Consider the following 25,838-nt stretch of genomic DNA (forward strand, 5'->3'; position numbering starts at 1 on the left):
GGGGCGCCCAGCACTGGCAGAAGTCCCTGACCAGCACCACCCGTAAGACCACTCGCCACGACACGGCTGCCGTGGCGATCGGAAGGCGCGCCCAACGGCACCCGATCCGGCGACGGACGGCACCGCCCCACGACGACCGGAGCGATCGTCGTGGGCATCGGACCGCCCAGGCCCCATCGGGCACCCTCGGGCGTGAGGAAACCCGCCCCCGCATCCCCGGACCACGCACACGATGCGCGCCGCCCGGACGCGGAGCGAACGCGGGCGACCAGCGTGCCGAAAACCGTTCGGGGCACGCGGCTGAGCATGAGTCCTGGCAACAGGACTCACTACCGCTCAGTCTCTAGGAACGGTAGTCGACGGTCCCGCGTATCTCCAGGGTGCGGGCGTCCAGGAGCCAGTGCCTGTGGCCCTCGGGGTCGTCGCCGAACTCCATGGTGGAGGCGATGACGGTCGTGGCGTCCACGAAGCCGCACGCCCAGTCCCAGCCGAGCGGGTCCTCGTCGTCGCGGGGCTCCGGGGGCTCCGCCTCCGCCACCACCGTCCCGTCCAGGTCGTGCAGCTGGATGTCGTACCCGTAGTGCTCCACCGTCAGGAAGCCGGGCTGCTCCGGATGGACGTCCATCAGGATCCGGTCCAGCGTCTCGTTGAGGTCCCAGGTGGTCAGTTTCTCCCCGTCCCAGCGCCCCCAGTACAGCAGGATGCCGTCCTGGCCCATGCCGATCTCCAGGCCCATGTGGACCCCGTCCGGGTGCGGGTGGTGCTGGGAGCCGGAGGCCACGCTGTCCAGGGTCAGCCGGGCCAGCTCGCTGCCGTCGGCCGCGTCGAGGACGACCCACAGCTCGTCGTACTCCCCGTCGCCCTCGCCCTCACCGCGCTCCGGCGCGACGACGTGCGCCCACACCAGCCGGCCGTCGTCGGAGACCTTGCAGGACCCGGATTCGATGCCGGGGCAGATCTGCCCCGGGTCACCGGTGTGCGGGTGCCCGATCTGCTGGTCCCAGCACCCGTGCCGGTACTCCCAGAGGGTCGTGCCCCGCGCGTCCACCGCCCGTACCGAGCGCTGGCCGGAGAAGACCGCGAACGTGCCGTCCGGGCTCACCGAGTGGACTCCCTGGTCCCACCCCGGCCAGGGCACCGGGAAGACGGCGCGCGGGGCGCCCTCCCCGGCCAGGAGTTCGTCCAGGTCGTGGACTTCCAGCTCGTGCCCGTTCCGCAGCAGGGCGCAGCGCGCCGAGCCCGTCCGGCTCTCGTAGGCCGAGCCGTTGACCAGTGCGCTCCCACCCGGCAGCCGTACCGAGTCGAGCAGTTGTGCGGTGATCGCCATGCCCCCGACCGTAGCGAACCCCAGTGACATTCCGACCGACGCTTCCCCTTCACCGCTTGTTGATGCACCGTCAACTCCGTACTTCTAGTTTCCGGAATCGCGCGAACCCCGCCGCGGACCGTGCGGCGGGTGATCACCACCACCTCTGGAGTGTGACGTGGAGCGACGCAGTTTCCTGCGCGGAGCGGTCATCGGCACGTCGGCCGCCGCCTTCGGCGGCACCTTGATGCGCGGGGCCGCCTACGCGGCGCCCGCCCAGCCCGGCGCCGGCCCGTACGGCGCCCTCGGCGCGGCCGACGCCAACGGCATCCAGCTGCCGAGCGGATTCACCAGCCGGGTCATCGCCCGGTCGGGGCAGACGGTCTCCGGCACCTCGTACACCTGGCACAACGCTCCCGACGGCGGCGCCTGCTTCGCCGACGGGACCGGCTGGATCTATGTCTCCAACTCGGAGATCTCCACCACCGGCGGCGCGAGCGCCATCAAGTTCAACTCGTCGGGTTCGATCACCTCCGCCTACCGCATCCTCTCCAACACCAACCGCAACTGCGCGGGCGGCGCGACCCCGTGGAACACCTGGCTCTCCTGCGAGGAGGTCACCACCGGATACGTCTACGAGACCGACCCGTGGGGTGTGAACGCGGCGGTCCGCCGGCCCTTGATGGGCCGGTTCAACCACGAGGCCGCCGCCGCCGACCCCGTCCGCAAGGCGATCTACCTCACCGAGGACGCGTCCGACGGCTGCTTCTACCGCTTCGTCCCCACCACCTGGGGCAACCTCTCCTCCGGCACCCTCCAGGTCCTCAAGGCGGGCACCGCCACCTCCGGCTCCTTCACCTGGGCCACCGTGCCCGACCCCGACGGCTCGCCCACCGCGACCCGTAACCAGGTCTCCGGCGTCAAGCGCTTCAACGGCGGCGAGGGCTGCCACTACGCCAACGACACCGTCTGGTTCACCACCAAGGGCGACAACCGCCTCTGGCAGCTCAACCTGGCCGCCAACACCTACGAGCTGGCCTACGACGACTCGCTCGTGGCCGGCGGCGGCGCCCCGCTGACCGGCGTCGACAACGTCACCGGCTCCTCCTCCGGCGACCTGTTCATCGCCGAGGACGGCGGCAACATGGAGATCTGCGTCATCACGCCGGACGACGTCGTCGCCCCGTTCCTGCGGATCAACGGCCAGTCCGGCTCCGAGATCTGCGGACCGGCCTTCTCCCCCGACGGCCGGCGGTTCTACTTCTCCAGCCAGCGCGGCACGAGCGGCAGCTCCTCCGGCGGCATCACCTACGAGGTGACGGGTCCGTTCCGCGCGTAGTGGCGTTCGGCGGGGGCCCGTGACCGGCCCCCGACTCCTTGGGCGCCGCCCAGCAGGGCGGCGCCCAACGGCGTGAGCGTGTGCAGGACGGCGTTGCCGTGCCGCAGGGTGGCGACGAGCCCGGCCTCGCGCAGCACGCCCGCGTGCTGGCTGGCCGAGGCCAGTGACACCCCTGCCCTGCGGGCCAGTTCGCTGGTGGTCCCGCCGTCCCCGATCGCGTGCAGGACCGCGGAGCGGGTGGTGCCGACCAGCTTGGCCAGCGAGGACCCGCCCGGTTCCCGGACGGTCGGCGCCTCGCAGTGGGTCGTCGGGTAGACGAGCACCGGCGGCAGCGAGGGATCGCGCAGCACGACCGGGGTGCCGCGGCAGAAGTACGAGGGCTGGAGCAGCAGGCCCCTGCCGTCGAGGTACAGGTCGCGCTCGACGGGATAGTCGGCCTCCAGGACGGGCGCGCGCCAGCGGATCATCGGCGGCAGCGAGGCGAGGAGTTCGTCGGCGCCGCCGTCGAGCAGGGCCCGGCCGCGCAGCGCCCGGTCGGCCTCGACCCGGGCCCGGACGTGGGGCCAGTGCGGCTCGATCGCCGCCCGGTGGTAGCTGCGGAGCGCCCCGACGAGCCGGCTGAGCGGCTCGGCACCGCCCTCGGCGAGGGCGCGCAGCGAGTGGGGCACGGTCCGGCCGCCCGGCCGGTCGGCGCCCAGCAGGGCCAGTTCCCGCTGGAGCCGGGCCTGTGAGGTCGCGCGGATCGCCTGGAGGCCCTCGTCGAGGCCGTGCACGCCCTGGGACGGCGTCAGGAAGTCGGGGAAGTAACCGCGACTGGGCACCAGGGCCGCGAGGAGCCGGGTCTCACCGTTGAGGCGTGTGCGGGTGTCCGAGCGCCATTCGCCGTAGACGACGGACCCGCGCCGGTCTCTTAAACGGTGAAAACTGAGAATCGTTTCCCACAGAACATCCGGCCGGGCGGCCATCCGGACCCCGGCCACATCGTTTGCGGTGAAATGAATCCGCAGCATGAAACCCCCACCTGTGCACTCGCAACCACCCCCGTCGATGAGTATGCACACCATCACAGCACGTTACCAGGGTGTTTCAGCCACACTTGAAAAGCATCGCGGAGAACGGGGGCGAACCGAAAGGCTGTGCGGGTCGGGCAGGAAACCTTCAGGACCGAGGTGGCGTGACGAAGACCGTGGGGGGCTTCACACGTCCGGCGGCGGTCGGCGAGGGTTGCGGCTCACCTGCCCGGCATGGGTAATGGGCGCGGTCACCGGGTGGGGATCCGGGGGCCGCGCCCGTCCCGTTCTTTGCGGGACCAATCGTGGAAAGTTCAAAACAGAAAGTTCAACGGCCAATAATTCAACCGGCCTCAATTGAACATGAACTCACATGACGCGAACATCCGGGTGCCGATTCGGGGCGGACGAAATACGACGGGGCGGACACCTCCGCACAAGGTGTCCGCCCCGTCTCTCTTGCTGACCGGAGCCACCGCCCATCGGTTTGAGGGTCGGGGACGAGCGGCGGCTCCGGCGGTCTTTGCTACTGAACGCTCGGTCAGCGAGCGCCCGGCACGGCGTCAGCGGCTGTCGGAGCCCTTCGACTCGGCGGCCGCGCGGCCGGCCTCCAGGCGCGCCACCGGGATCCGGAACGGCGAGCAGGAGACGTAGTCGAGACCGACCTCGTGGAAGAAGTGCACCGACTCCGGGTCGCCGCCGTGCTCGCCGCAGACGCCGAGCTTGATGTCCGGGCGGGTGGCCCGGCCGGACTCGACCGCGCTGCGGACCAGCGCGCCGACGCCGTCCTTGTCGATGGTCTCGAACGGCGAGACACCGAAGATGCCCTTCTCCAGGTACGCGGTGAAGAAGCTGGCCTCCACGTCGTCCCGGGAGAAGCCCCACACCGTCTGGGTGAGGTCGTTGGTGCCGAAGGAGAAGAACTCGGCGGCCTCGGCGATCTGACCGGCGGTCACGGCGGCGCGCGGCAGCTCGATCATGGTGCCGAGCGCGAGCTTCAGCTCCACGCCGGTCCGGGCCCGCACCTCGGCGATGACCTGCTCGGCCTCGTCGCGGACGATCTCCAGCTCCTGGACGGTGCCGACGAGCGGGATCATGATCTCGGCGCGCGGGTCGCCCTTGGCGTCGATGCGCTGGGCCGCGGCCTCGGCGATCGCCCGGACCTGCATGGTGAACAGGCCGGGGATGACCAGTCCGAGCCGGACGCCGCGCAGACCCAGCATCGGGTTCTGCTCGTGCAGCCGGTGCACGGCCTGGAGCAGGCGCAGGTCGTTCTCGTTCGGGTCCTTGCGGGCCTCGGCGAGGGCGACGCGCACCGACAGCTCGGTGATGTCGGGCAGGAACTCGTGCAGCGGCGGGTCGAGCAGGCGGACCGTGACGGGCAGGCCGTCCATGGCCTCGAAGAGCTCGACGAAGTCCTGCTTCTGCTGCGGGAGCAGGGCCTGGAGGGCCTCCTCGCGCTCCTCGTCGGTGTCGGCGAGGATCAGCTTCTCGACCATCTCGCGACGCTCGCCGAGGAACATGTGCTCGGTGCGGCACAGGCCGATGCCCTGGGCGCCGAAGCGGCGGGCGCGCAGCGCGTCCTCGGCGTTGTCGGCGTTGGCGCGGACGCGCAGCCGACGGACGCGGTCCGCGTAGGCCATGATCCGGTGGACGGCCTGGACGAGCTCGTCGGCGTCGTCGGCGCCGGCGTGCATCCGGCCCTCGAAGTACTCGACGACCGGGGACGGTACGACCGGTACCTCGCCGAGGTAGACCTTGCCGGTGGAGCCGTCGATGGAGACGACGTCGCCCTCCTCGATGACCGCGCCGGAGGCGGTGGTCATCCGGCGGCGCTTGGTGTCGACCTCGAGCTCCTCGGCGCCGCAGACACAGGTCTTGCCCATGCCACGGGCGACGACGGCGGCGTGCGAGGTCTTGCCGCCGCGCGAGGTCAGGATGCCCTCGGAGGCGATCATGCCGTCCAGGTCGTCCGGGTTGGTCTCACGGCGGATCAGGATGACCTTCTCGCCGGAGCGCGACCACTTGACGGCCGTGTACGAGTCGAAGACGGCCTTGCCGACGGCCGCGCCCGGGGAGGCGGCGATGCCGCGCCCGATCTGCTCGACCTTGGCGTTCTCGTCGAACTTGGGGAACATCAGCTGGGCGAGCTGGGCGCCGTTGACGCGCTGGAGCGCCTCGGCCTCGTCGATCAGGCCCTGGTCCACGAGCTGGGTGGCGATCCGGAAGGCGGCACCGGCGGTGCGCTTGCCGACGCGGGTCTGCAGCATCCACAGCTGGCCGCGCTCGATCGTGAACTCGATGTCGCAGAGATCCTTGTAGTGGGTCTCCAGGGTCTCCATGATCTGCATCAGCTGGTCGTACGACGTCTTGTCGATCGACTCCAGCTCGGCCAGCGGCACGGTGTTGCGGATGCCGGCGACGACGTCCTCGCCCTGGGCGTTCTGCAGGTAGTCGCCGTAGACGCCCTGGTGGCCGGAGGCGGGGTCGCGGGTGAAGGCGACGCCGGTGCCGGAGTCCGGGCCGAGGTTGCCGAAGACCATGGAGCAGACGTTGACCGCGGTGCCGAGGTCGTGCGGGATGCGCTCCTGGCGGCGGTACAGCTTGGCGCGGTCCGTGTTCCAGGAGTTGAAGACCGCCTCGATGGCCAGGTCCATCTGCTCGCGCGGGTCCTGCGGGAAGTCGCGGCCGGCCTCGGCCTTCACGATCTTCTTGAACTGCTTGACCAGCTTCTTCAGGTCGGCGGCGTCGAGGTCGGTGTCGACGGTGACCTTCTTGGCGGCCTTGGCCTCGTCGAGGGCCTCCTCGAAGAGCTCGCCGTCGACGCCGAGGACGGTCTTGCCGAACATCTGGATGAGGCGGCGGTACGAGTCCCAGGCGAAGCGGTCGTCGCCGGCCTGCGTGGCGAGTCCGGTGACGGACTCGTCGGAGAGGCCGATGTTCAGGACCGTGTCCATCATGCCGGGCATGGAGAACTTGGCGCCCGAGCGGACGGAGACGAGCAGCGGGTCGTCGGCCTGGCCGAGCTTCTTGCCCATCTTCTGCTCGAGGGCGTCGAGGTGCGCGCTGACCTCGTCGCGGAGCTCGACCGGCTCGGAGCCGCTGTCGAGGTAGACCTTGCACGCCTCGGTGGTGATCGTGAAGCCGGGGGGAACCGGGAGGCCGAGGTTGGTCATCTCGGCGAGGTTCGCACCCTTGCCACCGAGCAGGTCCTTCAGGTCCCTGTTGCCCTCGGTGAAGTCGTAGACGAACTTCTGATCTTTGTTTTCCGACACGTGTCTCGACTCCTCGAGGACTCGGTGGCTGCCCTGACGGCGAGGAACATACCCAGATCGAAGGCTCCTGGGGAGGTATGCCTAGTGGTCATCTGGTCTTAACCACCCGTCCGCCAGCACATCGAAAGTAACCGACGGGTAGCTTCCGCTTTCAGAAGCCGAAGCTCCCTTGACTCAAACCAAAGCCTACGCGCTCACATGAGCCCCTTCCCGAGCATCTGCGTTCAACTCTTGAACACAGAAGGGGTGGCACCCAGTGCCACCCCTCCAGAAGTGCAACGCCCCGCAATCTGCTCATCTGAGCAGCACCCTTATCAAGGGTGGCGCGAATCACTCCGTAAAAGCGCCTCGTTTCCCACGATCCGGACGTCCCGGGTCACCCTCCGGACGTGTCCGACTCCGCCTCCTCGCTGATGCCCGCGCAGTCGTACGGGTCCTTCAACCAGCCGTCGGGCAGCACCACACGGTTGTTTCCGGAGGTACGGCCCCGGGGCCCGTCCGCACCCACCGGCCACGGCTGGTCCAGATCGAGCTCGCTCAACTGAGCGCTCAGCTCGTCCAGGGACGAGGTGATCGCCAGCTTCTTCCGCATCTCCGAACCGACCGAGAAGCCCTTCAGGTACCAGGCCACGTGCTTGCGGAAGTCGATGACACCGCGCGACTCGTCCCCCAGCCACTCGCCGAGCAGCCGCGCGTGCCGGACCATCGCGTCGGCGACCGCGCGCAGCCCGGGCTGGGCGTACGTTCCCCTGCCCTCGAAGGCCGCCACGAGATCGCTGAAGAGCCACGGCCGCCCCAGGCAGCCCCGACCCACGACCACGCCGTCGCAGCCGGTCTCACGCATCATCCGCAGCGCGTCGTCCGCGGACCAGATGTCGCCGTTGCCGAGCACCGGGATCTCCGGCACGTGCTCCTTGAGCCGCGCGATCGCGTCCCAGTCGGCCGTACCGCCGTAGTGCTGCGCCGCCGTCCGCCCGTGCAGGGCGATCGCCGTGACGCCCTCCTCCACCGCGATCCGGCCCGCGTCGAGGAAGGTGATGTGGTCGTCGTCGATGCCCTTGCGCATCTTCATCGTGACCGGCAGATCGCCCGCGTTGGTCACGGCCTCGTGCAGGATCGCGCGCAGCAGCGGCCGCTTGTACGGCAGGGCCGAGCCGCCGCCCTTGCGCGTGACCTTGGGGACCGGGCAGCCGAAGTTCAGGTCGATGTGGTCGGCCAGGTCCTCGTCCACGATCATCCGCACAGCCTTGCCGACCGTCACCGGGTCGACGCCGTACAGCTGGATCGACCGCGGCTTCTCGGTGTCGTCGAAGCGGATGAGCTGCATCGTCTTCTCGTTGCGCTCGACCAGCGCCCGCGTCGTGATCATCTCGCTCACGAACAGGCCCTTGCCGCCGGAGAACTCCCGGCAGAGGGTACGGAAGGGGGCGTTGGTGATGCCGGCCATCGGCGCGAGCACCACCGGCGGCTGCACGATGTGCGGCCCGATGGCGAGAGGAGAGAACGCGGTCATTGAGCCATTGTCCCGCACTGCCGCGGTTGTCCGTCGGCCGTGCCGTCCGCGCAGGCCAGCAGGCGTTCGAGGCCCGCCCGGGACTCCTCGTCCACCGGTACGTACGTCACCAGCCGCGGCCCGGAGTTCGGTCCGAGCCAGACGTTGGTGTGCTCCAGGTGCAGCATGCCGACATGGGCGTTGCGGATGAACTTGGTGCGGCCGCCCTGGGCCACCACCTCGTGGCGCGCCCAGATCTCCCGGAACTCCGGCGAGGCCGCCTCCAGGCGGTGCAGCAGCGCCTTCCAGGCGGGCTCGGCGAGATGCTCGGCCATCGAGGCGCGGAACTTGCCCGCCATCGCGCGCGTGACGTCCGGCAGCTCGGCGACGGCGGCCCGCCACTCGTCGTTGGTGAAGGCCAGCCAGATGCAGTTGCGGTCCTCGCGCGGCAGCGCGTCGAGGTCGCAGAGCAGCCTGCCGTACGTGCGGTTGTACGCCAGGATGTCGTACCGGCTGTTCTGGACGCAGGCGGGCAACGGCTCCAGCTGGTCGAGCATCGCGCGCAGGGCCGGCGTGACGGTCGGGCAGGGCGACTCGGGGTGGGGGTCGCTCTCCCCGCCGAGGGCGAAGAGGTGGCTGCGCTCGGTCGGGTCGAGCAGCAGGGCCCGGGCGAGGGCGTCGAGGACCTGCGGGGAGACATGGATGTCCCGCGCCTGCTCCAGCCACGTGTACCAGGTGACGCCGACGGCGGAGAGATGCGCGACCTCCTCGCGGCGCAGCCCGGGGGTCCGGCGGCGGCGGCCGCGGACCAGGCCGACCTGCTCGGGGGTGATGCGCTCGCGGCGGCTGCGGAGGAACGCGGCGAGCTCGTGCCGGCGGACATCGGCGTCCGTGCCGGTGCTCGTGGGCGCCGTCGCCGTCGTCGTTGCCGTTGCCATGGGCGCCGTGCGCGTCTCCACCGTCATGGTCGTCATGCTCCCAGGGTGCCGGGGCCGTCAGCCGGTTGCCAGGTAGTGCTTGTACCAGGATAAAGACACTCTGGTACCAGGCTGAGTGACGGCCGATGGTCGAGGGCGTGAGTACTACAGCCTCCACCACGACCTCCGCCCGGCGGACCGGCGTCGCCGTCGACCACGCGACGCCCGCCCTCGGCTCCCTCGGCCTGTTCACCGTGCTCCTCGGCGCCGCGCTTCCCCTGATCGACTTCTTCATCGTCAACGTCGCCCTGCCGACCATCGACCACGACCTCGCGGCCGGGCCTGCCATGCTGGAGCTGGTCGTGGCCGGGTACGGGCTCTCGTACGCCGTGCTGCTCGTCCTGGGCGGGCGCCTGGGCGACCAGTTCGGCCGGCGCCGGCTCTTCCTCGCGGGCATGGCCGCCTTCGGACTGACCTCGCTCGCCTGCGGGCTCGCGCCCGACGCCTGGACCCTGGTCGGAGCCCGTGTGGCACAAGGTGCCTCGGCCGCGCTGATGCTCCCGCAGGTCCTCGCGACCATTCACTCCTCGACCACGGGTGCGCGCCGCGCGAAGGCCCTCAGCCTGTACGGGGCGACCGCCGGCCTCGCGATGGTGACCGGCCAGATCCTGGGCGGCGTGCTCGTCGCGGCCGACCTCGCGGGCACCGGCTGGCGGGCGATCTTCCTGGTCAACGTGCCGGTCGCGGTGGCCGGGCTGCTGCTCGCCGTCCGTACCGTCCCCGAGACCCGCTCGGAGCGCCCCGCGCCGGTCGACGTGCCCGGCACGCTGCTCCTCGCTCTCGCGCTGCTCACCCTCCTCGCCCCGCTGACCGAGGGCCGGGCCTCCGGCTGGCCGCTGTGGACCTGGATCGCGCTGGGCGTCTTCCCGTTCGCCGCCGGAGCGTTCTGGTGGGTGGAGCTGCGGGCCGACCGGCGAGGGCGTACGCCACTGGTGCCGCCGAGTCTGCTGGGTCTCGTCTCGCTGCGCAGGGGCCTGGCGCTGGTCCTGCCGTTCTCGGTCGGCTTCGGCGGCTTCATGTTCGTGATCGCGGTCGCGCTGCAGCAGGGCCTCGGCCTGGGCGCGGTGGTCTCGGGTCTGGCGCTGGTCCCGATGGCGGTGGCCTTCTTCGGGGCCTCGCTGGCGGGCCCGCGCCTGGTACGACGCTGGGGCACCCGGATCGTCACGGCGGGCGGGCTCCTGCAGGGGCTCGGGATCGGCGCGCTCGCCCTGACGGTGTGGCGCTCCTGGCCCGACCTCTCGGCCTGGAGCCTTCTGCCGGGCATGGCCGTCGCGGGCCTCGGCCAGGGTCTCCAGCTCCCGGTCCTGTTCCGGGTCGTCCTCTCCGAGGTCCCGGCGGACCGGGCGGGCGTGGGCAGCGGCGTGATGGTGACCGCCCAGCAGTCGGCCCTGGCCCTGGGCGTGGCCACGCTCGGCTCGCTCTTCCTGTCCCTGGCGGCCTCGGGCTCGATGGGCACCGCGCTGACCGTGACCCTCCTGGTCCAGCTGGCGGCGGTGCTCCTCACGGTCCTGCTCAGCCTGCGCCTGCCGCGCACGGTGAGCTAGACGTGGGGCCCGGGTCACGGAGGTGACCCGGGCCCCACTGGTACGGCCTGCTGCTTACCGCTGGGCGCCGGAGGTGTCCTCGGCGTCCTGCGCGGTGTCGGCGCCTTCGACGCCCAGCGCGCGCTCGCGCATCTTCTTCAGCAGCTCCTGCTTCTGGTCGACAGCGGCCTTGCGGTCGGCGCTGCGGCCCTCGACGGAGCCCTGCTGGTCGGCGCGGGACAGCTTCTTGCGCTGTCCGCCGACGCCGAGAAGGTTGTTACGGCCCTTGGCCATGGGGTTCTCCCATTGGTGAGAAGTGGTGAGGGGATCGTGCGGCGGGCGGGCGCCGAGGCCCGCCGCGCTCTCACTCGTAGATCTGGAAGAACGAAGACATGCCCCAGACGCTACCCCGCCGCGGAGCCCTCCGACACCAGATTTTCCGCCGGACCACCCACGTACGACGGCCGGCGCGCGTCTGAGGCCCACGACAGCGCAAAGGGTCCACGACAGACGGAAGCCCCCGGCTCCTTCCGGAGCCGGGGGCCGATCCGTACCGCGGGTGGGACCGTCAGCAGCCGATCAGGCGGCTGCCCAGGTAGCCCTGGATCTGGTCGAGGGAGACGCGCTCCTGCTTCATGGTGTCGCGCTCGCGCACGGTCACCGCGTTGTCGTCCAGAGTGTCGAAGTCGACGGTGACGCAGAACGGCGTACCGATCTCGTCCTGGCGGCGGTAGCGGCGGCCGATGGCGCCGGCGTCGTCGAACTCGATGTTCCAGTTCTGCCGCAGGTCGGCGGCGAGGCCCTTGGCCTTCGGCGACAGCTGCGCGTTGCGGGACAGCGGCAGGACGGCGACCTTGACCGGCGCGATGCGGGGGTCGAGGCGCATGACGGTGCGCTTCTCCATGACGCCCTTGGCGTTGGGGGCCTCGTCCTCGTTGTACGCGTCGAGGAGGAAGGCCAGCATCGTGCGGCCGACACCGGCGGCCGGCTCGATGACGTACGGGGTCCAGCGCTCGCCGGCGTCCTGGTCGAAGTAGAGCAGGTCGTTGCCGGAGGCCTTGGAGTGGGCCTTCAGGTCGTAGTCGGTGCGGTTGGCGACACCCTCGAGCTCGCCCCACTCGCTGCCGCCGAACTGGAAGCGGTACTCGATGTCGGCGGTGCGCTTGGAGTAGTGGGAGAGCTTCTCCTGCGGGTGCTCGAACCAGCGCATGTTCTCCTCACGGAGACCCAGGCCCGTGTACCAGTTCCAGCGCTGCTCCATCCAGTACTCGTGCCACTGCTCGTCCTCGCCCGGCTTGACGAAGAACTCCATCTCCATCTGCTCGAACTCGCGGGTGCGGAAGATGAAGTTGCCCGGAGTGATCTCGTTCCGGAAGGACTTGCCCATCTGCGCGATGCCGAACGGCGGCTTCTTGCGCGCGGTCTGCAGCACCTGGCCGAAGTTCGTGAAGATGCCCTGCGCGGTCTCGGGACGCAGGTAGGCGACCGAGCCGGAGTCCTGGGTCGGACCGAGGTGGGTGGAGAGCAGACCGGAGAACTGCTTGGGCTCGGTGAAGGTGCCCTTGTTGCCGCAGTTGGGGCAGTTGAGGTCGGCGAGGCCGTTCTCGGGGACGCGGCCGTGCTTCTCCTCGTACGCCTCCTCCAGGTGGTCGGCGCGGTAGCGCTTGTGGCAGGAGGTGCACTCGGTCAGCGGGTCGGTGAAGGTGGCGACGTGGCCCGACGCCTCCCAGACCTCGGTGGCCAGGATCACCGACGAGTCGATGCCGACGACGTCCTCGCGCGAGGTGACCATGTAACGCCACCACTGACGCTTGATGTTCTCCTTGAGTTCGACACCCAGCGGTCCGTAGTCCCAGGCGGCCTTCTGGCCGCCGTAGATCTCACTGCACGGGTAGACGAAGCCACGGCGCTTGCTCAGGCTGACGATGGTGTCGATCTTGTCGGCGGCCACGGTGCTCTCTTCATTACGACGACGAAGTGCGAATGCCTCAGATTACCGGCGCGCGCACCCCCCGTATCAAATCGGTCCGGCCCCGGGCGGGGCCGTCCCGACGTGGCCGGTACCACAAGTAGGACAATTGACAATCGTTTCCAGTTTTGTTGAAAATGAGTGTCATGAACGTACGCCGCCTCATACCCACCGCCGCCATCGCCGGAGCCGTCTCCCTCGGGCTCGTCACCCTGTCCGCCTGCTCCGGGACCTCGGGCGCCGCGGACAAGGAGAGCGACGGCAAGCTGGCCGTGGTGGCGTCGTTCTATCCCATGCAGTACCTGGCCGAGCAGATCGGCGGCGAGCACGTCGCCGTCACCACGCTCACCAAGCCGGGAGTCGAGCCGCACGACCTGGAGCTGAAGCCGAAGCAGATCGGCGAGCTCGGCGAGGCCGACTACGTCCTCTACCTCAAGGGTATCCAGCCCGCCGTCGACGAGGCGATCAAGCAGTCCGGCGTCAAGAACACCGTCGACGCCGCCACCCTCACCAAGCTCGAGGACCACGGCACCGCCGTCGGCCACGACCACGGCGCGGAGGAGCCCGGCCACGAGGGCGAGACCGTCGAGGAGCACGCCGCCCACGAGGGCGAAGCCCACGCCGACGAAGCACCCGCCGACGAGCACGGCCACGAGTCCGAGGCCGGCGCCGACCCGCACATCTGGCTCGACCCGGTGAAGTACGCCGAGGTCGCCAAGGGCGTCGGCGCCTCCCTGGAGAAGGCCGACCCGGACCACGCCGCCGACTACAAGAAGAACACCGACGCCCTGGTGAAGAAGCTCGGCGACCTGGACACCGCCTTCGAGACCGGCCTGAAGAACACCTCCACCAAGACCTTCATCACCACCCACTCCGCCTTCGGCTACCTCGCCGAGCGCTACGGCCTGGACCAGGAGGGCATCGCCGGCATCGACCCCGAGTCGGAGCCGAGCCCCGCCCGTATGAAGGCGCTCCAGGACATCGCGAAGAAGGAGAAGGTCTCCACCGTCTTCTTCGAGACGCTCGCCAGCGACAAGACCGCGAAGACCCTCGCGTCGGACACCGGTCTCAAGACCGACGTCCTGGACCCGCTGGAGGGAATCACGGACACGTCCAAGGGCGATGACTACATCGAGGTCATGCAGTCCAACCTCGCCGCGCTGAAGAAGGCCCTCGGCGCGAAGTGACCCACGCACAGCAGGAGGCAACCGTGACCGCTCCCGTCATATCCGTCCGCGGAGCCACGGCGGCCCTCGGCTCGCGCCCCGTCCTGCGCGGCATCGACCTCACCGTGAACCCCGGTGAGGTCGTCGCCCTGCTCGGCGCCAACGGCTCCGGGAAGTCCACCGCCGTCCGCGCCGTCATCGGTCAGGTCCCGCTGACCGGTGGCGCGATCTCCCTCTTCGGCGCCGAACAGAAGCGTTTCCGCGAGTGGGCCCGCGTCGGTTACGTACCGCAGCGCACCACCGCCGCCTCCGGCGTCCCCGCCACGATCCGCGAGGTCGTCTCCTCCGGCCGGCTCTCCCGCCGCCCCTTCGGCCTGCTGACCAAGGCCGACCGGGCCGCCATCGACCGGGCCATCGACCTCGTCGGGCTCGCCGACCGCGCCAAGGACTCGGTGAGCGCCCTCTCCGGCGGCCAGCACCAGCGCGTGCTCATCGCCCGCGCGCTCGCCTCCGAGCCCGAGCTGCTGATCATGGACGAGCCGATGGCCGGCGTCGACCTCGCCAGCCAGGAGATCCTCGCCGCCACCCTGCGCGAGCAGGTCGCGGGCGGCACCAGCGTCCTGCTCGTCCTGCACGAGCTGGGCCCCCTGGAGCCCCTGATCGACCGGGCCGTGGTCCTCCGCGACGGCTGCGTCGTCCACGACGGCCCGCCGCCGCAGGCCGTCGGCCAGCACGCGCTGCCCGGCCACGACCACGTCCATCCCCACGCGGCCGGTGAGCCGCTCCGCACGGGTCTGCTGACCTGAGGAAGCTGACCTGACCATGGAATTCCTGCAGCTCGAATTCATGCAGCGGGCCCTGCTCGCGGCCGTCCTCGTCGGCATCACCGCTCCCGCCGTCGGCGTCTACCTCGTCCAGCGCCGCCAGGCGCTCATGGGCGACGGCATCGGCCATGTCGCCATGACCGGTGTCGGTCTCGGCTTCCTGCTCTCGTGGAGTCCGGTGTGGATGGCGACCCTCGTCGCCATCGTCGGCTCGGTCGCGATGGAGCTGATCCGGGCCTACGGGAAGACCCGCGGCGATCTCGCGCTCGCCCTGCTCTTCTACGGAGGCATGGCCGGCGGCGTCCTGCTGATCAACCTCTCGCCGACCGGCTCCAACGCCAACCTGAGCTCGTACCTCTTCGGCTCTCTGACCACCGTCTCCCGCGAGGACGTCACCGCGATCAGCATCCTCGCCGCGTTCGTGGTGCTGGTGACGGTCGGGCTGCGGCGCCAGCTCTTCGCGGTCAGCCAGGACGAGGAGTTCGCCCGTGTCACCGGCCTGCCGGTGCGCGCCCTGAACCTGCTGGTCGCCGTCACGGCCGCCGTGACCGTCACGGTCGCCATGCGGGTCGTCGGCCTGCTGCTTGTCAGCGCGCTGATGGTGGTCCCGGTGGCCGCCGCCCAGCAGCTGTCGCGATCGTTCCGTACGACCTTCGCGCTCGCCGTCGTGATCGGCACCGGCACCACGCTGACCGGCACGATCACCTCGTACTACCAGGACCTGCCGCCGGGCGCGACGATCGTGCTGCTCGCGATCGCCGTCTTCGTCCTCCTCACGGTCCTCGCGACGCCCCTCGCCCGGCGCCGCGCCCGGGCCGCGGAGGCCGCGGCGCCGTCCTCGGCGGAGTGCGACATGGCGGTTCCGGCCACCCGGCGACCCACGGGCGACGCCACGTTCTAGCGGCCTGGCAGAATGGCGGGGGCGACGACATCCCTAGGAGGCCCCTGTGGCGACGGCAGGACCACCCGTACGCGGCCGCTCGACCAAGCAGCGGGCCGCGGTGGCGGCGGCACTGAACGAGGTGGACGAGTTCCGCAGTGCGCAGGAGCTGCACGACATGCTCAAGCACCGCGGCGACTCCGTCGGCCTCACGACGGTGTACCGCACGCTCCAGTCCCTCGCGGACGCGGGCGAGGTCGACGCGCTGCGCACCAGCGAGGGCGAGACGGTCTACCGCCGCTGCTCGACCGGCGATCACCACCACCATCTCGTCTGCCGCGTCTGCGGCAAGGCGGTCGAGGTGGAGGGCCCGGCGGTGGAGCGGTGGGCGGAGACGATCGCCGCGGAGCACGGATTCGTGAACGTGGCGCACACGGTCGAGATCTTCGGCACCTGCGTGGACTGCGCGGCGAAGTAGGCACGACGACAGGGGCCCGCACCGGACGCTTCCGGTGCGGGCCCCTGTCGTACGCGTACGGCTCAGAGCCTGGTGATGCTCCGGTCCAGGAGGTCACGGAGCCGGTCGACGTCGGCGGGGTCGGCGAGCCCGCGCTTGGGCAGGGCGGCGACGCCGGCCCTGGCCTTGTCGGCCGAGAGCAGGACGAACTGCGTCGACGTCTCGACGTACCGGGGCAGCATCGGCCAGCGGGTGACGGTCTCGGTGTCGCTGGTGGCCCAGCCGACCCCCTGCTCGTCCACGCGGGCCCGGAACTCCCCCTGCCGTTCGATCATCGCGAACATCTGCCGGGCGGCCAGCCGGGGCGTCAGCGGCCCGATGACGGCGACGAGCGTTCCGAGCCCCGCCATCAGGGCCACCCGTCCCGAATCCGGCTCGCCGGGGCCGAACAGCTCCAGGGCGATCACCAGGACCGCCAGGACGGCGACAGCCGGCAGCAGCCACCGCAGTCGCCGGAACATGCCGTACCGCATCTGTACCCGTACGGCGTCGGCCACGTCGGCGCGCGTCGGAACGTAGACCAGCTCCACGCCCTCGCGCATCTGTCCCCCCAGTGTCATCAGACGGCCGGCCCCTGCTGCGGGACGGAACCCATCGCCGCGCGGTCCGCCGCCGGGATCGCGCCGAAGCGACGGTCGCGGGAGGCGTACTCGACGCACGCGCGCCACAGGTCACGGCGGTCGAAGTCCGGCCACAGCACGTCCTGGAACACCATCTCCGCGTAGCTGCTCTGCCAGATCAGGTAGTTCGAGGTGCGCTGCTCGCCGCTCGGGCGGAGGAAGAGGTCGACGTCCGGCATGTCCGGGTAGTACAGGTACTTCTGGAAGGTCTTCTCGTTGACCTTCGACGGGTCGAGCCGGCCCGCCGCCACATCCTCCGCGATCTTCTTCGCGGCGTCGGCGACCTCGGCGCGACCGCCGTAGTTCACGCAGAAGTACAGCGTCATCGCGTCGTTGTCGACGGTCTGCTCCTGCGCGACCTGGAGCTCCTGGACGACCGACTTCCACATCTTCGGCATCCGGCCGACCCAGCGGATACGGATGCCCAGCTCGTCCATCTCGTCGCGACGGCGCCGGATCACGTCCCGGTTGAAGTTCATCAGGAAGCGCACCTCGTCGGGCGACCGCTTCCAGTTCTCCGTGGAGAAGGCGTAGAGCGAGAGGTTCTTGACGCCGAGCTCCAGGCAGCCTTTCAGCACGTCCAGGACGACGCCCTCGCCGACCTTGTGCCCTTCGGTGCGCGGCAGTCCGCGCTCCTGGGCCCAGCGGCCGTTGCCGTCCATCACGCAGGCGACGTGGTTCGGCACCAGCTCCGCGGGAAGCTTCGGCGGGCGCGCACCGGACGGGTGCGGCTCCGGGGTCTTGTACTCCCGCAGCTTCCGTCCGAGGATTCCGCGTCGTGCGATGGCCATGCGATGGGTCTCCTAGCTCTTCTCTACGTACCGCAACGAGCGCAGGCCGCGCTCCAGGTGCCAGTGCAGATAGGCGGACACCAGCCCGCTTCCCTCCCTGACGTGACGCGGCTCGCACGCGTCCGCAGTCGCCCAGTCGCCGGTGAGGAGCGCGCTGAGCAGGCCGATGGCCTCCGGAGAGGGTACGACGCTGCCGGGCACCCGGCAGTCGCCGCATATGACGCCGCCCGCCGCGACCGAGAAGAACCGGTTGGGTCCGTGGAGGCCGCACTTCGCGCAGTCCTCGAAGCTCGGTGCGTAGCCGTTCACGGCGAGGGAGCGCAGGAGGAAGGCGTCGAGGATGAGGTGGGGGGCGTGCTCGGCGTTGGCGAGCGTCCGCAGACCGCCGACGAGCAGCAGGTACTGCTGCACGGACGGCTCGCCCTCGTTGTCCGTGAACCGCTCCGCCGTCTCCAGCATCGCGGTCCCGGCGGTGTAGCGGGCGTAGTCGGTGACGATCCCCCCGCCGTACGCGGCGATGGTCTCGCTCTGCGTGCAGAGGGGAAGCCCGCGGCCGACGAGATCGCTGCCGCGGGCGAAGAACTGCACGTCGACGTGGGAGAAGGGTTCGAGCCTGGCCCCGAACTTCGACTTGGTACGACGGACGCCGCGCGCCACGGCGCGTACGCGGCCGTGACCGCGTGTGAGGAGCGTGATGATGCGGTCCGCTTCACCCAGCTTCTGGGTGCGCAGCACGATGCCGTCGTCGCGGAACAGACTCATGGGGCCCATTCTCCCGTACGGGAGGGGCGCTGCGGCCCGGGGCGGGTTTCCGCCCTCGTCCGCCCGCCCCGGGGGCTGCCGGCCGACCCTGAGCTGTCACCCTTCAGGGCACCTCGCCCCGGCTCCGGGCGTTCGCGTGGGCCGTCGCCGCGCTCAGGCGCTCCGCCGAGGTCGCCTCCCGGACCCCTTCCGGCTCCGCGTCCCACTCCCGCCCGCCGCCGAGCGGCCGCAGCTGGACATAGGGGCCCTCGTGACCCATGACCGTTCCCACACGCCCGGTGCGGATCTCGACGACGTACGACCCGATGGGCAGTTTCATGACCGGCCCCCTTCTTCCCCCGGCAGTACGACGGCGGCCAGCCGGCGCGCCGTTTCCACCGTGCAGCGTCCCAATTCGATGAGCGGCCGGGGGTTGTCGGAGGCGAGGGTGACGGCGTCGAGCCCGAGGGAGGGCAGCACGATTCCCGCCCGTACGAGAGCCTCGCGCAATTCCGTCACCGCCTCACTCGCTTCTTCGACGGACCCCGTGATCGACCGCATGTCGTGTTCCTTCACCAACGCATCCCTTTCCGAATCCATTTCCCGCTTACCGCACCCAGGGTGGTACGGGATCCGTAGAATCGGCAGATGCGCAGGTCCTACAACTGCGGCGTAGGGATGGGGAGTTAATCCATGGCCAAAGCTCGACGGCTGGACACGTGGCGGTTCTTCGGCCAGGAGCTGAAGGCCCAGCGGGAAGCGAAGGGGATGACGCAGGGGGAGCTGGGCGAGCGGGTGTTCGTTTCGGGCGGATACATCGGCCAGTTCGAACAGGGAATTCGGAAGCCGCAGCTGGATGTGGCGCGGCGAATCGACGAGGTCCTACAAACCGGTGGTTTTTTCGAACGGACGTGTAGGCGACTGATCAACGCGTCGCCGTACGCGTCCTATTTCGAGCCGGTGGTGGAACTGGAGGCGCTGGCGACGAAGATCTGCGAGTTCGCGCCGACGGTGATGCCGGGGCTGTTGCAGACGGCGGAGTACGCGCGGGCGGTGACGCTGGCGGCGAACCCGTTCGTGACCGAGGCGTACGTGGAGGAGAAGGTGACCGCGCGGATAGAGCGGGCGCGGATCCTCAAGGACGCTACAAGGCCCGAGTATTGGGTGGTCGTGCACGAGAACGTGCTGCTTACGCCGGTGGGCGGGGCGGCCGTGATGGCGGCGCAGCTGGAGCACTTGGCGGCGCTCGTACGCGAGCGGGTGGTACTGGCGATGGTCCTCCCGCGCGCGGCTGGCGCGCACGCCTCTATGGCCGGCTCGCTCAAGCTCATGGAGTTCGAGGACGCGCCGCCAACTGGCTATACAGAGACGTCGTTCTCGGGAACGCTGATCGACGATCCGGCGGTGGTGAAGCGCGTACAGCGCGCCTACGATCTGCTCAGGGTCGCCGCTCTGTCGCCGGAGGCGTCCCTGGCCCTGCTCGAGTCGGCGGCGGAGGACTACAGACGATGCGCGAGTACGACCTGAGCAACGCCCGCTGGTTCAAGAGCTCGTACAGCAACGGTGAGGGCGGCAGCTGCGTCGAAGTCTCGTACGACTTCACCGGCGCCGCCTGGCGCAAGAGCAGTTACAGCAACGGCGAAGGCGGCGACTGCGTCGAAGTCCTCGACGACATCCCCGGCGCCGTCCCCGTCCGGGACTCCAAGAACCCCACCGGCCCCGCCCTCATCCTCCCCGCCGCCGCCTGGGCCGTCTTCGTGAAGGGCGTCAAGGGCTGAGGACGAACCCACCGACCGCGAGGGCGAACACCACGAAAGACCCGAGCGCCATCCCCTGAGCGGTCTTCACGTAGCCCGCGCGTTCCTTTCGCTCCTTGCGGACGGTCCGCTTCGTTCCCAAGTGCACGCGGTTCACGCGCTGGGGGTGGTGGACGAGCGGGTACGTGTTGCCCACCACGTGGACCGAGGAGACCCCCACGCCCGTCTGGTGCCGTCCCTTCTCGCCGTTCGGGCCCTCGAACTCGTACACGACACGCAAGGTCCCCGTGTCGCGGATCGGCTCCGCATACGTCAGGCGCGCCTGGACCTCGATGCCGATGTCGACCAGCTCTGTCGCTTTCTTGAGGTTGTCCCGCTCGCCCTGCATCCACATCAGGGCGAAGAAGAAGACCGGCACGGACAGGATCGCGAAGCCTATGAGCACTGCGTTGACCATGTCCGGACCGTACGGCAGCACGGGACCCGACCGAAACCCCTCCATTCCCCTTCACCGGCCCACAGCGCGCCTCTACGATCACGCCCATGTCGATCACTTCGCCCATACCCGTTCTCCAAGGTGACAAAGGCACAGAACTCCGCTCTCAGGGCGAGGCACTGCTGCTGCGCCGTCCTGATGACGAGCTGCGCATTCCGCTCACCGCCATCGGGTGGGTCCATACCGAAGGGCGTGCCGTCGTCGTGGGGTTGACGGCCCCGGCCGGGGTCGAGCCGACCGCGTACCGGATCGAGGACGTGAGCCGGGCCGCCGCCACCGCCTTCGCCGACGCGGTGAACGAAGCTCTGCCCGAGCGGGCCCCCGAGGAGGAGGTGGTCGACGGCTCCACGCTCGTCACCGTCCGGAGCGTGCGGCCTGCCGACGAGAAGGAGGATGAGGAAGAGGAGGAGAACGGAGGGTCACGCCGCTTCAGGTGGATGAGCCTCGGCGTCGGCGTCATGCTCGTGGCCTTCTCGGTCGTCGTGGGGATCGTGGGAGAGCACGTGGGCCGCGCGGTCGCGGTGCTGCTCCTCGGCGGCCTCGGCGCCCTGTTCCTCGCCATGGTCGGCTCGGCGCTGCTCACGGCGTGGGAGAACTGGTACCTGCCCCGCCACGGCATCACGGTCGACGCGCAGCAGGTCTGGCTCGACGGCAGGGACAGGCACGTGTACACCGATACCAGCGGGAAGACCCACCCCTTCTCCGGCTCGTCCAGGGACGAGACCGTCCGGGTCGCGTACAGCGTGCGCAGGCCGAGCAGAGCGGTCTCCTGCGAAGGGTGGGGCCGCCAGGTCAAGGACCTGCTCCTCGTCGTGTTCCTCCTCGCGTTCGCCGCTCCCGTCGTCTACGGGACGGTCCTCCTCGCGCTCCCTGCCTTCGACGGGTAGGCGGATCGGCGTCCACGCCTCCGGCGTCCCGTCACCCCTCGCCGTACCGACGTCCAGGGGCTGTCCCCATCCGTCGCCCCACCCCTACGATCACACCCATGTCGATCATCTCCTCCCTCCCGATACTCCAGGGCCGCGACGGCGTCGTCCTGTGCGCCGTCAGCGGCGGTCTGATCCTGGAGCGTCCCCGCGAGGTGGTCACGATCCCGGGTGAGGCCGTCGCCCGGGTGCGTGCCGAGGGGCGGTCCGTCGCCGTCGAGTTGAGGGCGCCGGCCGGGGCGACTCCGGCCGTGCACAGGATCGAGGACGTGAGCGAGGACGCGGCCGCCGCCTTCGCCGAGGGCGTGAACTCGCTGCTGATCGAGCCGGACGAGGAGGTCGACGCCGCCACCCTCGTCGTCGTGCGGACCCTCAGGACCAAGGCGCGCGAGAAGGCCCTGCGCCGGCTCAAGTGGTTCGTGCTGAGCTGTGTCGGAACGGTCGTCGCGCTGTGTGTGATCTGCGCGGTCGTGGGAAGCGGCGGTCACATCATCGCCCTCGTGCCGTTCGGCTTCCTCGCGATCGCGGCGCTCACGGCCGGTGTGTTCGAGATGGGGGTGTGGATGCGCAGGCGGCGGCTGCTCAAGCACGGCGTCAAGACCTTCGCCCGGCCTGCCGACGTGCCGGGCCGGTATCTGTACACCGATGGCGCCGGCGTGGTCCGCGTCGTGTCGTGGGAGGGAAACAGCGCGTACGTGGCGGTCAGCTATGACCCCGACGACCCGGCGGACGTCTACGCGCCGCAGAACCCGCTCCTGCGGCGCTTCAACACCGTCATGGGGTCCTTCCTTCTCTTCTGCGGGCTCCTCGGCATGGTGATGGTGGCGATCATCGCGGTGGACGCCCTCACCGGCGGTCTGTTCACCGGCGACGGAAGCTAGGGACCCTCGCCAGCCCTTTGGGATGTCATAAGTCCACCTTATGGGCTCATAGACCGGGGGCGGGTACCGCTTCGCTCGGCGTGCTAATTAGGGTGACCTAAGCGACGACAGTCATCGTCGTCACGTCCTTGCGAAGGGAACCTGACATGCCCCGCCCTCTCCGGGTCGCGATCGTCGGCGCCGGCCCCGCCGGAATCTACGCCGCTGACGCGCTGCTGAAGTCCGAGGCCGCCGCCGAGCCGGGCGTGTCGATCGACATCTTCGAGCGGATGCCGGCCCCCTTCGGACTCATCCGTTACGGCGTCGCCCCCGACCACCCGCGGATCAAGGGCATCATCACCGCCCTCCACCAGGTCCTCGACAAGCCGCAGGTCCGCCTCTTCGGCAATGTCGACTACGGCACGGACGTGCACCTCGACGACCTGCGCGCCTTCTACGACGCCGTGATCTTCTCCACCGGCGCCATGTTCGACCGCGAGCTGAAGATCCCCGGCGTCGAGCTCGACGGCTCCTTCGGCGCCGCCGACTTCGCCTCCTGGTACGACGGCCACCCGGACGTGCCGCGCACCTGGGATCTCAAGGCCGAGAAGGTCGCCGTGCTCGGTGTCGGCAACGTGGCCCTCGACATCGCCCGCATCCTCGCCAAGACCGCGGACGAGCTGCTGCCGACCGAGATCCCGCCGAACGTCTACGACGGCCTCAAGGCCAACAAGGCCGTGGAGATCCACGTCTTCGGCCGCCGCGGCCCGGCCCAGGCCAAGTTCAGCCCCATGGAGCTGCGCGAGCTGGACCACTCCCCCACCATCGAGGTCATCGTCAACCCCGAGGACATCGACTACGACGAGGGCTCGATCGCCGAGCGGCGCAAGAACAAGCAGACCGACATGGTCGCCAAGACCCTGGAGAACTGGGCGATCCGCGACATAGGCGACCGCCCGCACAAGCTCTTCCTGCACTTCTTCGAGTCGCCCGTCGAGATCCTCGGCGAGGACGGCGAGGTCGTCGGGCTGCGCACCGAGCGCACCGAGCTCGACGGCACCGGCAACGTGACCTCCACCGGCAAGACCACCGACTGGGACGTCCAGGCCGTCTACCGGGCCGTGGGCTACCTCTCCGACGAGCTGCCCAAGCTTCCCTGGGACACCGCCAGCGGCACCGTCCCGGACGAGGGCGGCCGGGTCATCGAGGAGGGCGGCGGACACCTCGCCTCCACGTACGTCACCGGCTGGATCCGCCGCGGTCCGGTGGGCCTCATCGGCCACACCAAGGGAGACGCCAACGAGACCGTCGCCAACCTCCTGGACGACTTCGCCCACGGCCGGCTGCTCACCCCCGAGACGCCGGAGACGGACGCCGTCGTGGCCTTCCTGGAGGGCAAGGGCATCACGTACACGACGTGGGAGGGCTGGTACGCCCTCGACGCCGCCGAGAAGGCGCTCGGCGAGCCGCAGGGCCGTGAGCGCGTGAAGATCGTCGAGCGCGAGGACATGCTGCGCGCGAGCAACGCCGTCACCCCGCAGTAGCACCCGGCCGGACCAGGCCCGACTCGTAGGCGATGATGACGAGTTGGGCCCGGTCACGGGCCGCGAGCTTGCCCATGATCCGGCTGACATGGGTCTTCGCGGTGAGCGGCGACAGGGCGAGGGTCTCCGCGATCTCCGTGTTGTTCAGACCTCGGGCGACGAGCGCGAGCACCTGCCGCTCGCGCTCCGACAGTTCGTCCGGTCCGCCCGCCGGCCGGGCGTCCGGGGCGGCGAGCGCACGGGCGATCAGGCGCGCCGTCGGGCCTGGCGAGAGCAGGGACTCCCCCGCCGCCACCGTGCGGATCGCGTCCAGGAGTTCGGCCGGTCGGATGTCCTTCACGACGAAGCCCGACGCACCCGCCCGCAGCGCCTCCATCACATGCTCGTCGGTGTCGTACGTGGTCAGGACCAGCACCCGCACGCCGGCCAGGTCCTCGTCGGCGGCGATCAGCCGGGTCGCCGCGATGCCGTCGAGTTCGGGCATCCGGATGTCCATGACGACCACGTCCGCCCGCGCCGAACGGGCCAGCTCCACCGCCTCCTTGCCGGTGCCGGCCTGCCCCACGACCTCCATGCCGGGCGCCGAGTCGACGAGCATCGCGAACGACGCCCGGACCAGCGTCTGGTCGTCCGCCAGCAGGACCCGGATCGCGCTCACGCCATGACCTCCCCCGTCCGCAGCGGCAGGGCCGCCGTGACCTCGAAACCCCCGCCGGTGCGCGGGCCCGCGCTCAGTGTGCCGCCCACGCTCCGGGCCCGTTCGCGCATCCCCAGGATTCCGTAGCCGGATCCGCCCGTTCCCTCGGGTGCGGCGCCGTCGTCCGTGACCCGTACGGTCAACACCTCGTCCGCCAGGCCGACATCGACCCGCACCGAGGCGTCCGGGCCCCCGTGCCGTACCGCGTTGGTCAGCGACTCCTGCACGATCCGGTACGCCGCCGCGCCCACCGCCGCCGGCACCCGCGCCTCCCCCGTCCGTACCGCAAGCTCCGCCCCCGACGCCCGTGCGAGATCGGGCAGCGCCGCCAGGTCCGGCAGCGGGCCCTCCGGGGCGGCGCGCAGCACGTCCAGCGTCGTACGGATCTCGGAGCGGGCGTCCCGGCAGGTCTCGGCTATCCCGTCGAGGGCCTTGGCGAGCGCCTCGCGGTCGAGCCGGTCCGGATCGGCGACCAGGACGTGCGCGGCGACCGAGGTCTGGACGCCGATGAGCGTGATCGAGTGCGCCAGGAGGTCGTGCAGATCGCGGGCGATCCGCAGCCGCTCCTCGGCCACCTTCTGTTCGGCCTCGCGCTCCGCCCGCTCCACCATGCCCGCCACCAGCTGGCGGTAGAGGCGGATGCTCGCGCCGAAGACGAGCATCGCGATCACCCAGCCGGAGACCCGCAGGATCTCGGCTATCTCGTGCGGGTTGGCGAACAGCTGGATGGTGAGCGTGACGGCGGTGACCGAGAGGCCGACGATCAGCGTCCGCAGCGGACGGCCGTTCGCCGCGACCGTGTACAGCGCGGTCATCGAGGCCGGGATCGGCGCCAGATGCATGTAGTCGAGCGCGTGGTACGGAACCACGAACGCCACCACGGCGAGCAGCACCGGCAGCGGGCGGCGCCTGCGCCAGGCCAGCGGGACGTGCGCGGCGAGCAGCAGCGCCCAGCCGAGGGCGTCCGGCCGGCGGCCGTCGTCGGTGGTCAGCGCGAGCACGGCCGCGACGACCGCGAACACGGCGGCGGCCGTCGCGTCCCACCGCACCGGGTACGGAGCGGCCTGCGGGTCTCGGGTCAGAGCTGTTGCGAAGTCCACGAGGTTCATCCTCCCTGCGGGCGGGGGC

26 protein-coding genes and 1 pseudogene are annotated in these 25,838 nt (G+C 70.2%); 12 read left to right on the forward strand and 15 right to left on the reverse strand.

All coding sequences use genetic code 11. The features are described 5' to 3' along the window. Nucleotides 1-347 (forward strand): annotated as a pseudogene (locus tag ACFYV5_RS19905) (IS200/IS605 family accessory protein TnpB-related protein); the annotation flags it as partial. On the opposite strand, the gene ACFYV5_RS19910 reads toward ACFYV5_RS19905, so the two are convergent. After that, nucleotides 344-1,327 (reverse strand): hypothetical protein, encoded by a 984-nt coding sequence (locus ACFYV5_RS19910; protein WP_389170035.1) that lies wholly within the window; start codon nucleotides 1,325-1,327, stop codon nucleotides 344-346. The pseudogene ACFYV5_RS19905 and the gene ACFYV5_RS19910 sit on opposite strands and share 4 nt — an antisense overlap. Nucleotides 1,328-1,484: 157 nt before the next feature. On the opposite strand from ACFYV5_RS19910, the gene ACFYV5_RS19915 reads away from it, so the two are divergent. Beyond that, a complete protein-coding gene (locus ACFYV5_RS19915) occupies nucleotides 1,485-2,645 on the forward strand; it encodes an alkaline phosphatase PhoX (RefSeq protein WP_355116039.1) in 1,161 nt (386 codons plus the stop codon). Here the strand turns inward: ACFYV5_RS19915 and ACFYV5_RS19920 are convergent. From ACFYV5_RS19920 to ACFYV5_RS19935, 4 genes are all read right to left on the reverse strand, one after another. Next, complete coding sequence (locus tag ACFYV5_RS19920; RefSeq protein WP_389170038.1) at nucleotides 2,615-3,655, reverse strand: helix-turn-helix domain-containing protein; 1,041 nt, start codon at nucleotides 3,653-3,655, stop codon at nucleotides 2,615-2,617. The genes ACFYV5_RS19915 and ACFYV5_RS19920 overlap by 31 nt on opposite strands. A 563-nt stretch (nucleotides 3,656-4,218) precedes the next feature. After that, nucleotides 4,219-6,930 carry a pyruvate, phosphate dikinase gene (gene ppdK / locus ACFYV5_RS19925; protein ID WP_389170041.1) on the reverse strand — a complete coding sequence of 904 codons (2,712 nt, stop codon included), beginning with the start codon at nucleotides 6,928-6,930 and terminating at the stop codon, nucleotides 4,219-4,221. Nucleotides 6,931-7,306: 376 nt separating this feature from the next. Next, a complete protein-coding gene (gene dusB / locus ACFYV5_RS19930; protein WP_389170044.1) occupies nucleotides 7,307-8,443 on the reverse strand; it encodes a tRNA dihydrouridine synthase DusB in 1,137 nt (378 codons plus the stop codon). After that, on the reverse strand, nucleotides 8,440-9,360 hold the full coding sequence (locus tag ACFYV5_RS19935; protein ID WP_389171079.1) for a helix-turn-helix domain-containing protein: 921 nt from the start codon (nucleotides 9,358-9,360) through the stop codon (nucleotides 8,440-8,442). The genes dusB and ACFYV5_RS19935 overlap by 4 nt, the downstream gene beginning before the upstream one ends. Before the next feature lie 125 nt (nucleotides 9,361-9,485). Between ACFYV5_RS19935 and ACFYV5_RS19940 the strand changes: the two genes are divergently transcribed. Then, nucleotides 9,486-10,943, forward strand: a complete 1,458-nt coding sequence (locus tag ACFYV5_RS19940) for an MFS transporter (protein WP_355116045.1) — start codon at nucleotides 9,486-9,488, stop codon at nucleotides 10,941-10,943. Between the two features lie 54 nt (nucleotides 10,944-10,997). Here the strand turns inward: ACFYV5_RS19940 and ACFYV5_RS19945 are convergent, their stop codons facing one another. Beyond that, nucleotides 10,998-11,216, reverse strand: a complete 219-nt coding sequence (locus tag ACFYV5_RS19945) for a DUF6243 family protein (protein ID WP_355116047.1) — start codon at nucleotides 11,214-11,216, stop codon at nucleotides 10,998-11,000. Nucleotides 11,217-11,490: 274 nt separating this feature from the next. Then, nucleotides 11,491-12,873 carry a glycine--tRNA ligase gene (locus ACFYV5_RS19950; protein ID WP_355116049.1) on the reverse strand — a complete coding sequence of 461 codons (1,383 nt, stop codon included), beginning with the start codon at nucleotides 12,871-12,873 and terminating at the stop codon, nucleotides 11,491-11,493. A gap of 164 nt (nucleotides 12,874-13,037) precedes the next feature. Here ACFYV5_RS19950 and ACFYV5_RS19955 point away from each other — a divergent pair, with 164 nt between their 5' ends. From ACFYV5_RS19955 to ACFYV5_RS19970, 4 genes are read left to right on the forward strand one after another with little or no spacing between them, the layout of a single operon-like run. Next, nucleotides 13,038-14,078: a metal ABC transporter substrate-binding protein gene (locus ACFYV5_RS19955; protein ID WP_389170048.1), complete on the forward strand. Its 1,041-nt coding sequence runs from the start codon at nucleotides 13,038-13,040 to the stop codon at nucleotides 14,076-14,078. 23 nt (nucleotides 14,079-14,101) lie between these two features. Then, nucleotides 14,102-14,863 carry a metal ABC transporter ATP-binding protein gene (locus ACFYV5_RS19960; protein ID WP_389170052.1) on the forward strand — a complete coding sequence of 254 codons (762 nt, stop codon included), beginning with the start codon at nucleotides 14,102-14,104 and terminating at the stop codon, nucleotides 14,861-14,863. A gap of 16 nt (nucleotides 14,864-14,879) precedes the next feature. Then, entirely contained in the window at nucleotides 14,880-15,782 is a 903-nt protein-coding gene (locus ACFYV5_RS19965; RefSeq protein ID WP_389170055.1) for a metal ABC transporter permease, read from the forward strand. A gap of 46 nt (nucleotides 15,783-15,828) precedes the next feature. Then, nucleotides 15,829-16,239 carry a transcriptional repressor gene (locus ACFYV5_RS19970; protein ID WP_355116055.1) on the forward strand — a complete coding sequence of 137 codons (411 nt, stop codon included), beginning with the start codon at nucleotides 15,829-15,831 and terminating at the stop codon, nucleotides 16,237-16,239. Between the two features lie 62 nt (nucleotides 16,240-16,301). Here the strand turns inward: ACFYV5_RS19970 and ACFYV5_RS19975 are convergent, their stop codons facing one another. The 5 genes from ACFYV5_RS19975 to ACFYV5_RS19995 all read right to left on the reverse strand — a co-directional run bounded on the left by ACFYV5_RS19975 (nucleotide 16,302) and on the right by ACFYV5_RS19995 (nucleotide 18,991). After that, on the reverse strand, nucleotides 16,302-16,838 hold the full coding sequence (locus ACFYV5_RS19975) for a YcxB family protein (RefSeq protein WP_389170058.1): 537 nt from the start codon (nucleotides 16,836-16,838) through the stop codon (nucleotides 16,302-16,304). Next, the gene (locus ACFYV5_RS19980) at nucleotides 16,838-17,683 is read right to left on the reverse strand and encodes an isoprenyl transferase (protein ID WP_355116120.1); all 846 of its coding nucleotides are present in this window, start codon (nucleotides 17,681-17,683) and stop codon (nucleotides 16,838-16,840) included. Before ACFYV5_RS19980 ends, ACFYV5_RS19975 begins: the two co-directional genes overlap by 1 nt. Nucleotides 17,684-17,701: 18 nt before the next feature. Next, complete coding sequence (recO, locus tag ACFYV5_RS19985) at nucleotides 17,702-18,451, reverse strand: DNA repair protein RecO (RefSeq protein WP_355116058.1); 750 nt, start codon at nucleotides 18,449-18,451, stop codon at nucleotides 17,702-17,704. Nucleotides 18,452-18,554: 103 nt separating this feature from the next. After that, nucleotides 18,555-18,770, reverse strand: coding sequence for a hypothetical protein (locus ACFYV5_RS19990; protein WP_355116060.1), 216 nt, complete (start codon nucleotides 18,768-18,770; stop codon nucleotides 18,555-18,557). Next, entirely contained in the window at nucleotides 18,767-18,991 is a 225-nt protein-coding gene (locus ACFYV5_RS19995) for a hypothetical protein (RefSeq protein ID WP_355116062.1), read from the reverse strand. Before ACFYV5_RS19995 ends, ACFYV5_RS19990 begins: the two co-directional genes overlap by 4 nt. 132 nt (nucleotides 18,992-19,123) lie before the next feature. Between ACFYV5_RS19995 and ACFYV5_RS20000 the strand changes: the two genes are divergently transcribed. Continuing rightward, complete coding sequence (locus ACFYV5_RS20000; RefSeq protein ID WP_389170062.1) at nucleotides 19,124-19,957, forward strand: Scr1 family TA system antitoxin-like transcriptional regulator; 834 nt, start codon at nucleotides 19,124-19,126, stop codon at nucleotides 19,955-19,957. Further along, nucleotides 19,939-20,208, forward strand: a complete 270-nt coding sequence (locus ACFYV5_RS20005; RefSeq protein ID WP_389170065.1) for a DUF397 domain-containing protein — start codon at nucleotides 19,939-19,941, stop codon at nucleotides 20,206-20,208. Before ACFYV5_RS20000 ends, ACFYV5_RS20005 begins: the two co-directional genes overlap by 19 nt. Here ACFYV5_RS20005 and ACFYV5_RS20010 read toward each other — a convergent pair. After that, the gene (locus tag ACFYV5_RS20010) at nucleotides 20,198-20,644 is read right to left on the reverse strand and encodes a hypothetical protein (protein ID WP_389170068.1); all 447 of its coding nucleotides are present in this window, start codon (nucleotides 20,642-20,644) and stop codon (nucleotides 20,198-20,200) included. The genes ACFYV5_RS20005 and ACFYV5_RS20010 overlap by 11 nt on opposite strands. Before the next feature lie 86 nt (nucleotides 20,645-20,730). On the opposite strand from ACFYV5_RS20010, the gene ACFYV5_RS20015 reads away from it, so the two are divergent. The 3 genes from ACFYV5_RS20015 to ACFYV5_RS20025 all read left to right on the forward strand — a co-directional run bounded on the left by ACFYV5_RS20015 (nucleotide 20,731) and on the right by ACFYV5_RS20025 (nucleotide 24,013). Further along, nucleotides 20,731-21,570 carry a hypothetical protein gene (locus tag ACFYV5_RS20015; protein ID WP_389170071.1) on the forward strand — a complete coding sequence of 280 codons (840 nt, stop codon included), beginning with the start codon at nucleotides 20,731-20,733 and terminating at the stop codon, nucleotides 21,568-21,570. A 98-nt stretch (nucleotides 21,571-21,668) separates the two neighbouring features. After that, on the forward strand, nucleotides 21,669-22,490 hold the full coding sequence (locus ACFYV5_RS20020) for a hypothetical protein (protein WP_355116072.1): 822 nt from the start codon (nucleotides 21,669-21,671) through the stop codon (nucleotides 22,488-22,490). A 146-nt stretch (nucleotides 22,491-22,636) separates the two neighbouring features. Next, nucleotides 22,637-24,013, forward strand: a complete 1,377-nt coding sequence (locus ACFYV5_RS20025; protein ID WP_389170074.1) for an FAD-dependent oxidoreductase — start codon at nucleotides 22,637-22,639, stop codon at nucleotides 24,011-24,013. On the opposite strand, the gene ACFYV5_RS20030 is transcribed toward ACFYV5_RS20025, so the two are convergent. Beyond that, nucleotides 24,000-24,671: a response regulator transcription factor gene (locus tag ACFYV5_RS20030; RefSeq protein WP_355116074.1), complete on the reverse strand. Its 672-nt coding sequence runs from the start codon at nucleotides 24,669-24,671 to the stop codon at nucleotides 24,000-24,002. The genes ACFYV5_RS20025 and ACFYV5_RS20030 overlap by 14 nt on opposite strands. Then, entirely contained in the window at nucleotides 24,668-25,819 is a 1,152-nt protein-coding gene (locus ACFYV5_RS20035; RefSeq protein WP_389170078.1) for a sensor histidine kinase, read from the reverse strand. Before ACFYV5_RS20035 ends, ACFYV5_RS20030 begins: the two co-directional genes overlap by 4 nt. Nucleotides 25,820-25,838: the final 19 nt, after the last annotated feature.

The organism is Streptomyces sp. NPDC003035, from assembly GCF_042888285.1.
Classification (GTDB): Bacteria; Actinomycetota; Actinomycetes; order Streptomycetales; family Streptomycetaceae; genus Streptomyces.

Excerpts from the sequence above, each read along its gene's own strand:
- ACFYV5_RS20010 (WP_389170068.1), bottom strand. The coding sequence starts at position 20,644 with ATGGTCAACGCAGTGCTCATAGGCTTCGCGATCCTGTCCGTGCCGGTC.
- ACFYV5_RS19910 (WP_389170035.1), bottom strand. The coding sequence starts at position 1,327 with ATGGCGATCACCGCACAACTGCTCGACTCGGTACGGCTGCCGGGTGGG.
- ACFYV5_RS19990 (WP_355116060.1), bottom strand. The coding sequence starts at position 18,770 with ATGAAACTGCCCATCGGGTCGTACGTCGTCGAGATCCGCACCGGGCGT.
- ACFYV5_RS19955 (WP_389170048.1), top strand. The coding sequence starts at position 13,038 with ATGAACGTACGCCGCCTCATACCCACCGCCGCCATCGCCGGAGCCGTC.
- ACFYV5_RS20015 (WP_389170071.1), top strand. The coding sequence starts at position 20,731 with ATGTCGATCACTTCGCCCATACCCGTTCTCCAAGGTGACAAAGGCACA.
- ACFYV5_RS19965 (WP_389170055.1), top strand. The coding sequence starts at position 14,880 with ATGGAATTCCTGCAGCTCGAATTCATGCAGCGGGCCCTGCTCGCGGCC.
- ACFYV5_RS19920 (WP_389170038.1), bottom strand. The coding sequence starts at position 3,655 with ATGCTGCGGATTCATTTCACCGCAAACGATGTGGCCGGGGTCCGGATG.
- ACFYV5_RS20035 (WP_389170078.1), bottom strand. The coding sequence starts at position 25,819 with ATGAACCTCGTGGACTTCGCAACAGCTCTGACCCGAGACCCGCAGGCC.
- ACFYV5_RS19940 (WP_355116045.1), top strand. The coding sequence starts at position 9,486 with ATGGTCGAGGGCGTGAGTACTACAGCCTCCACCACGACCTCCGCCCGG.
- ACFYV5_RS20020 (WP_355116072.1), top strand. The coding sequence starts at position 21,669 with ATGTCGATCATCTCCTCCCTCCCGATACTCCAGGGCCGCGACGGCGTC.
- ACFYV5_RS19945 (WP_355116047.1), bottom strand. The coding sequence starts at position 11,216 with ATGGCCAAGGGCCGTAACAACCTTCTCGGCGTCGGCGGACAGCGCAAG.
- ACFYV5_RS20005 (WP_389170065.1), top strand. The coding sequence starts at position 19,939 with ATGCGCGAGTACGACCTGAGCAACGCCCGCTGGTTCAAGAGCTCGTAC.
- recO (WP_355116058.1), bottom strand. The coding sequence starts at position 18,451 with ATGAGTCTGTTCCGCGACGACGGCATCGTGCTGCGCACCCAGAAGCTG.
- ACFYV5_RS19975 (WP_389170058.1), bottom strand. The coding sequence starts at position 16,838 with ATGACACTGGGGGGACAGATGCGCGAGGGCGTGGAGCTGGTCTACGTT.
- dusB (WP_389170044.1), bottom strand. The coding sequence starts at position 8,443 with ATGACCGCGTTCTCTCCTCTCGCCATCGGGCCGCACATCGTGCAGCCG.
- ACFYV5_RS20025 (WP_389170074.1), top strand. The coding sequence starts at position 22,637 with ATGCCCCGCCCTCTCCGGGTCGCGATCGTCGGCGCCGGCCCCGCCGGA.
- ACFYV5_RS20000 (WP_389170062.1), top strand. The coding sequence starts at position 19,124 with ATGGCCAAAGCTCGACGGCTGGACACGTGGCGGTTCTTCGGCCAGGAG.
- ACFYV5_RS19935 (WP_389171079.1), bottom strand. The coding sequence starts at position 9,360 with ATGGCAACGGCAACGACGACGGCGACGGCGCCCACGAGCACCGGCACG.
- ACFYV5_RS19995 (WP_355116062.1), bottom strand. The coding sequence starts at position 18,991 with ATGCGGTCGATCACGGGGTCCGTCGAAGAAGCGAGTGAGGCGGTGACG.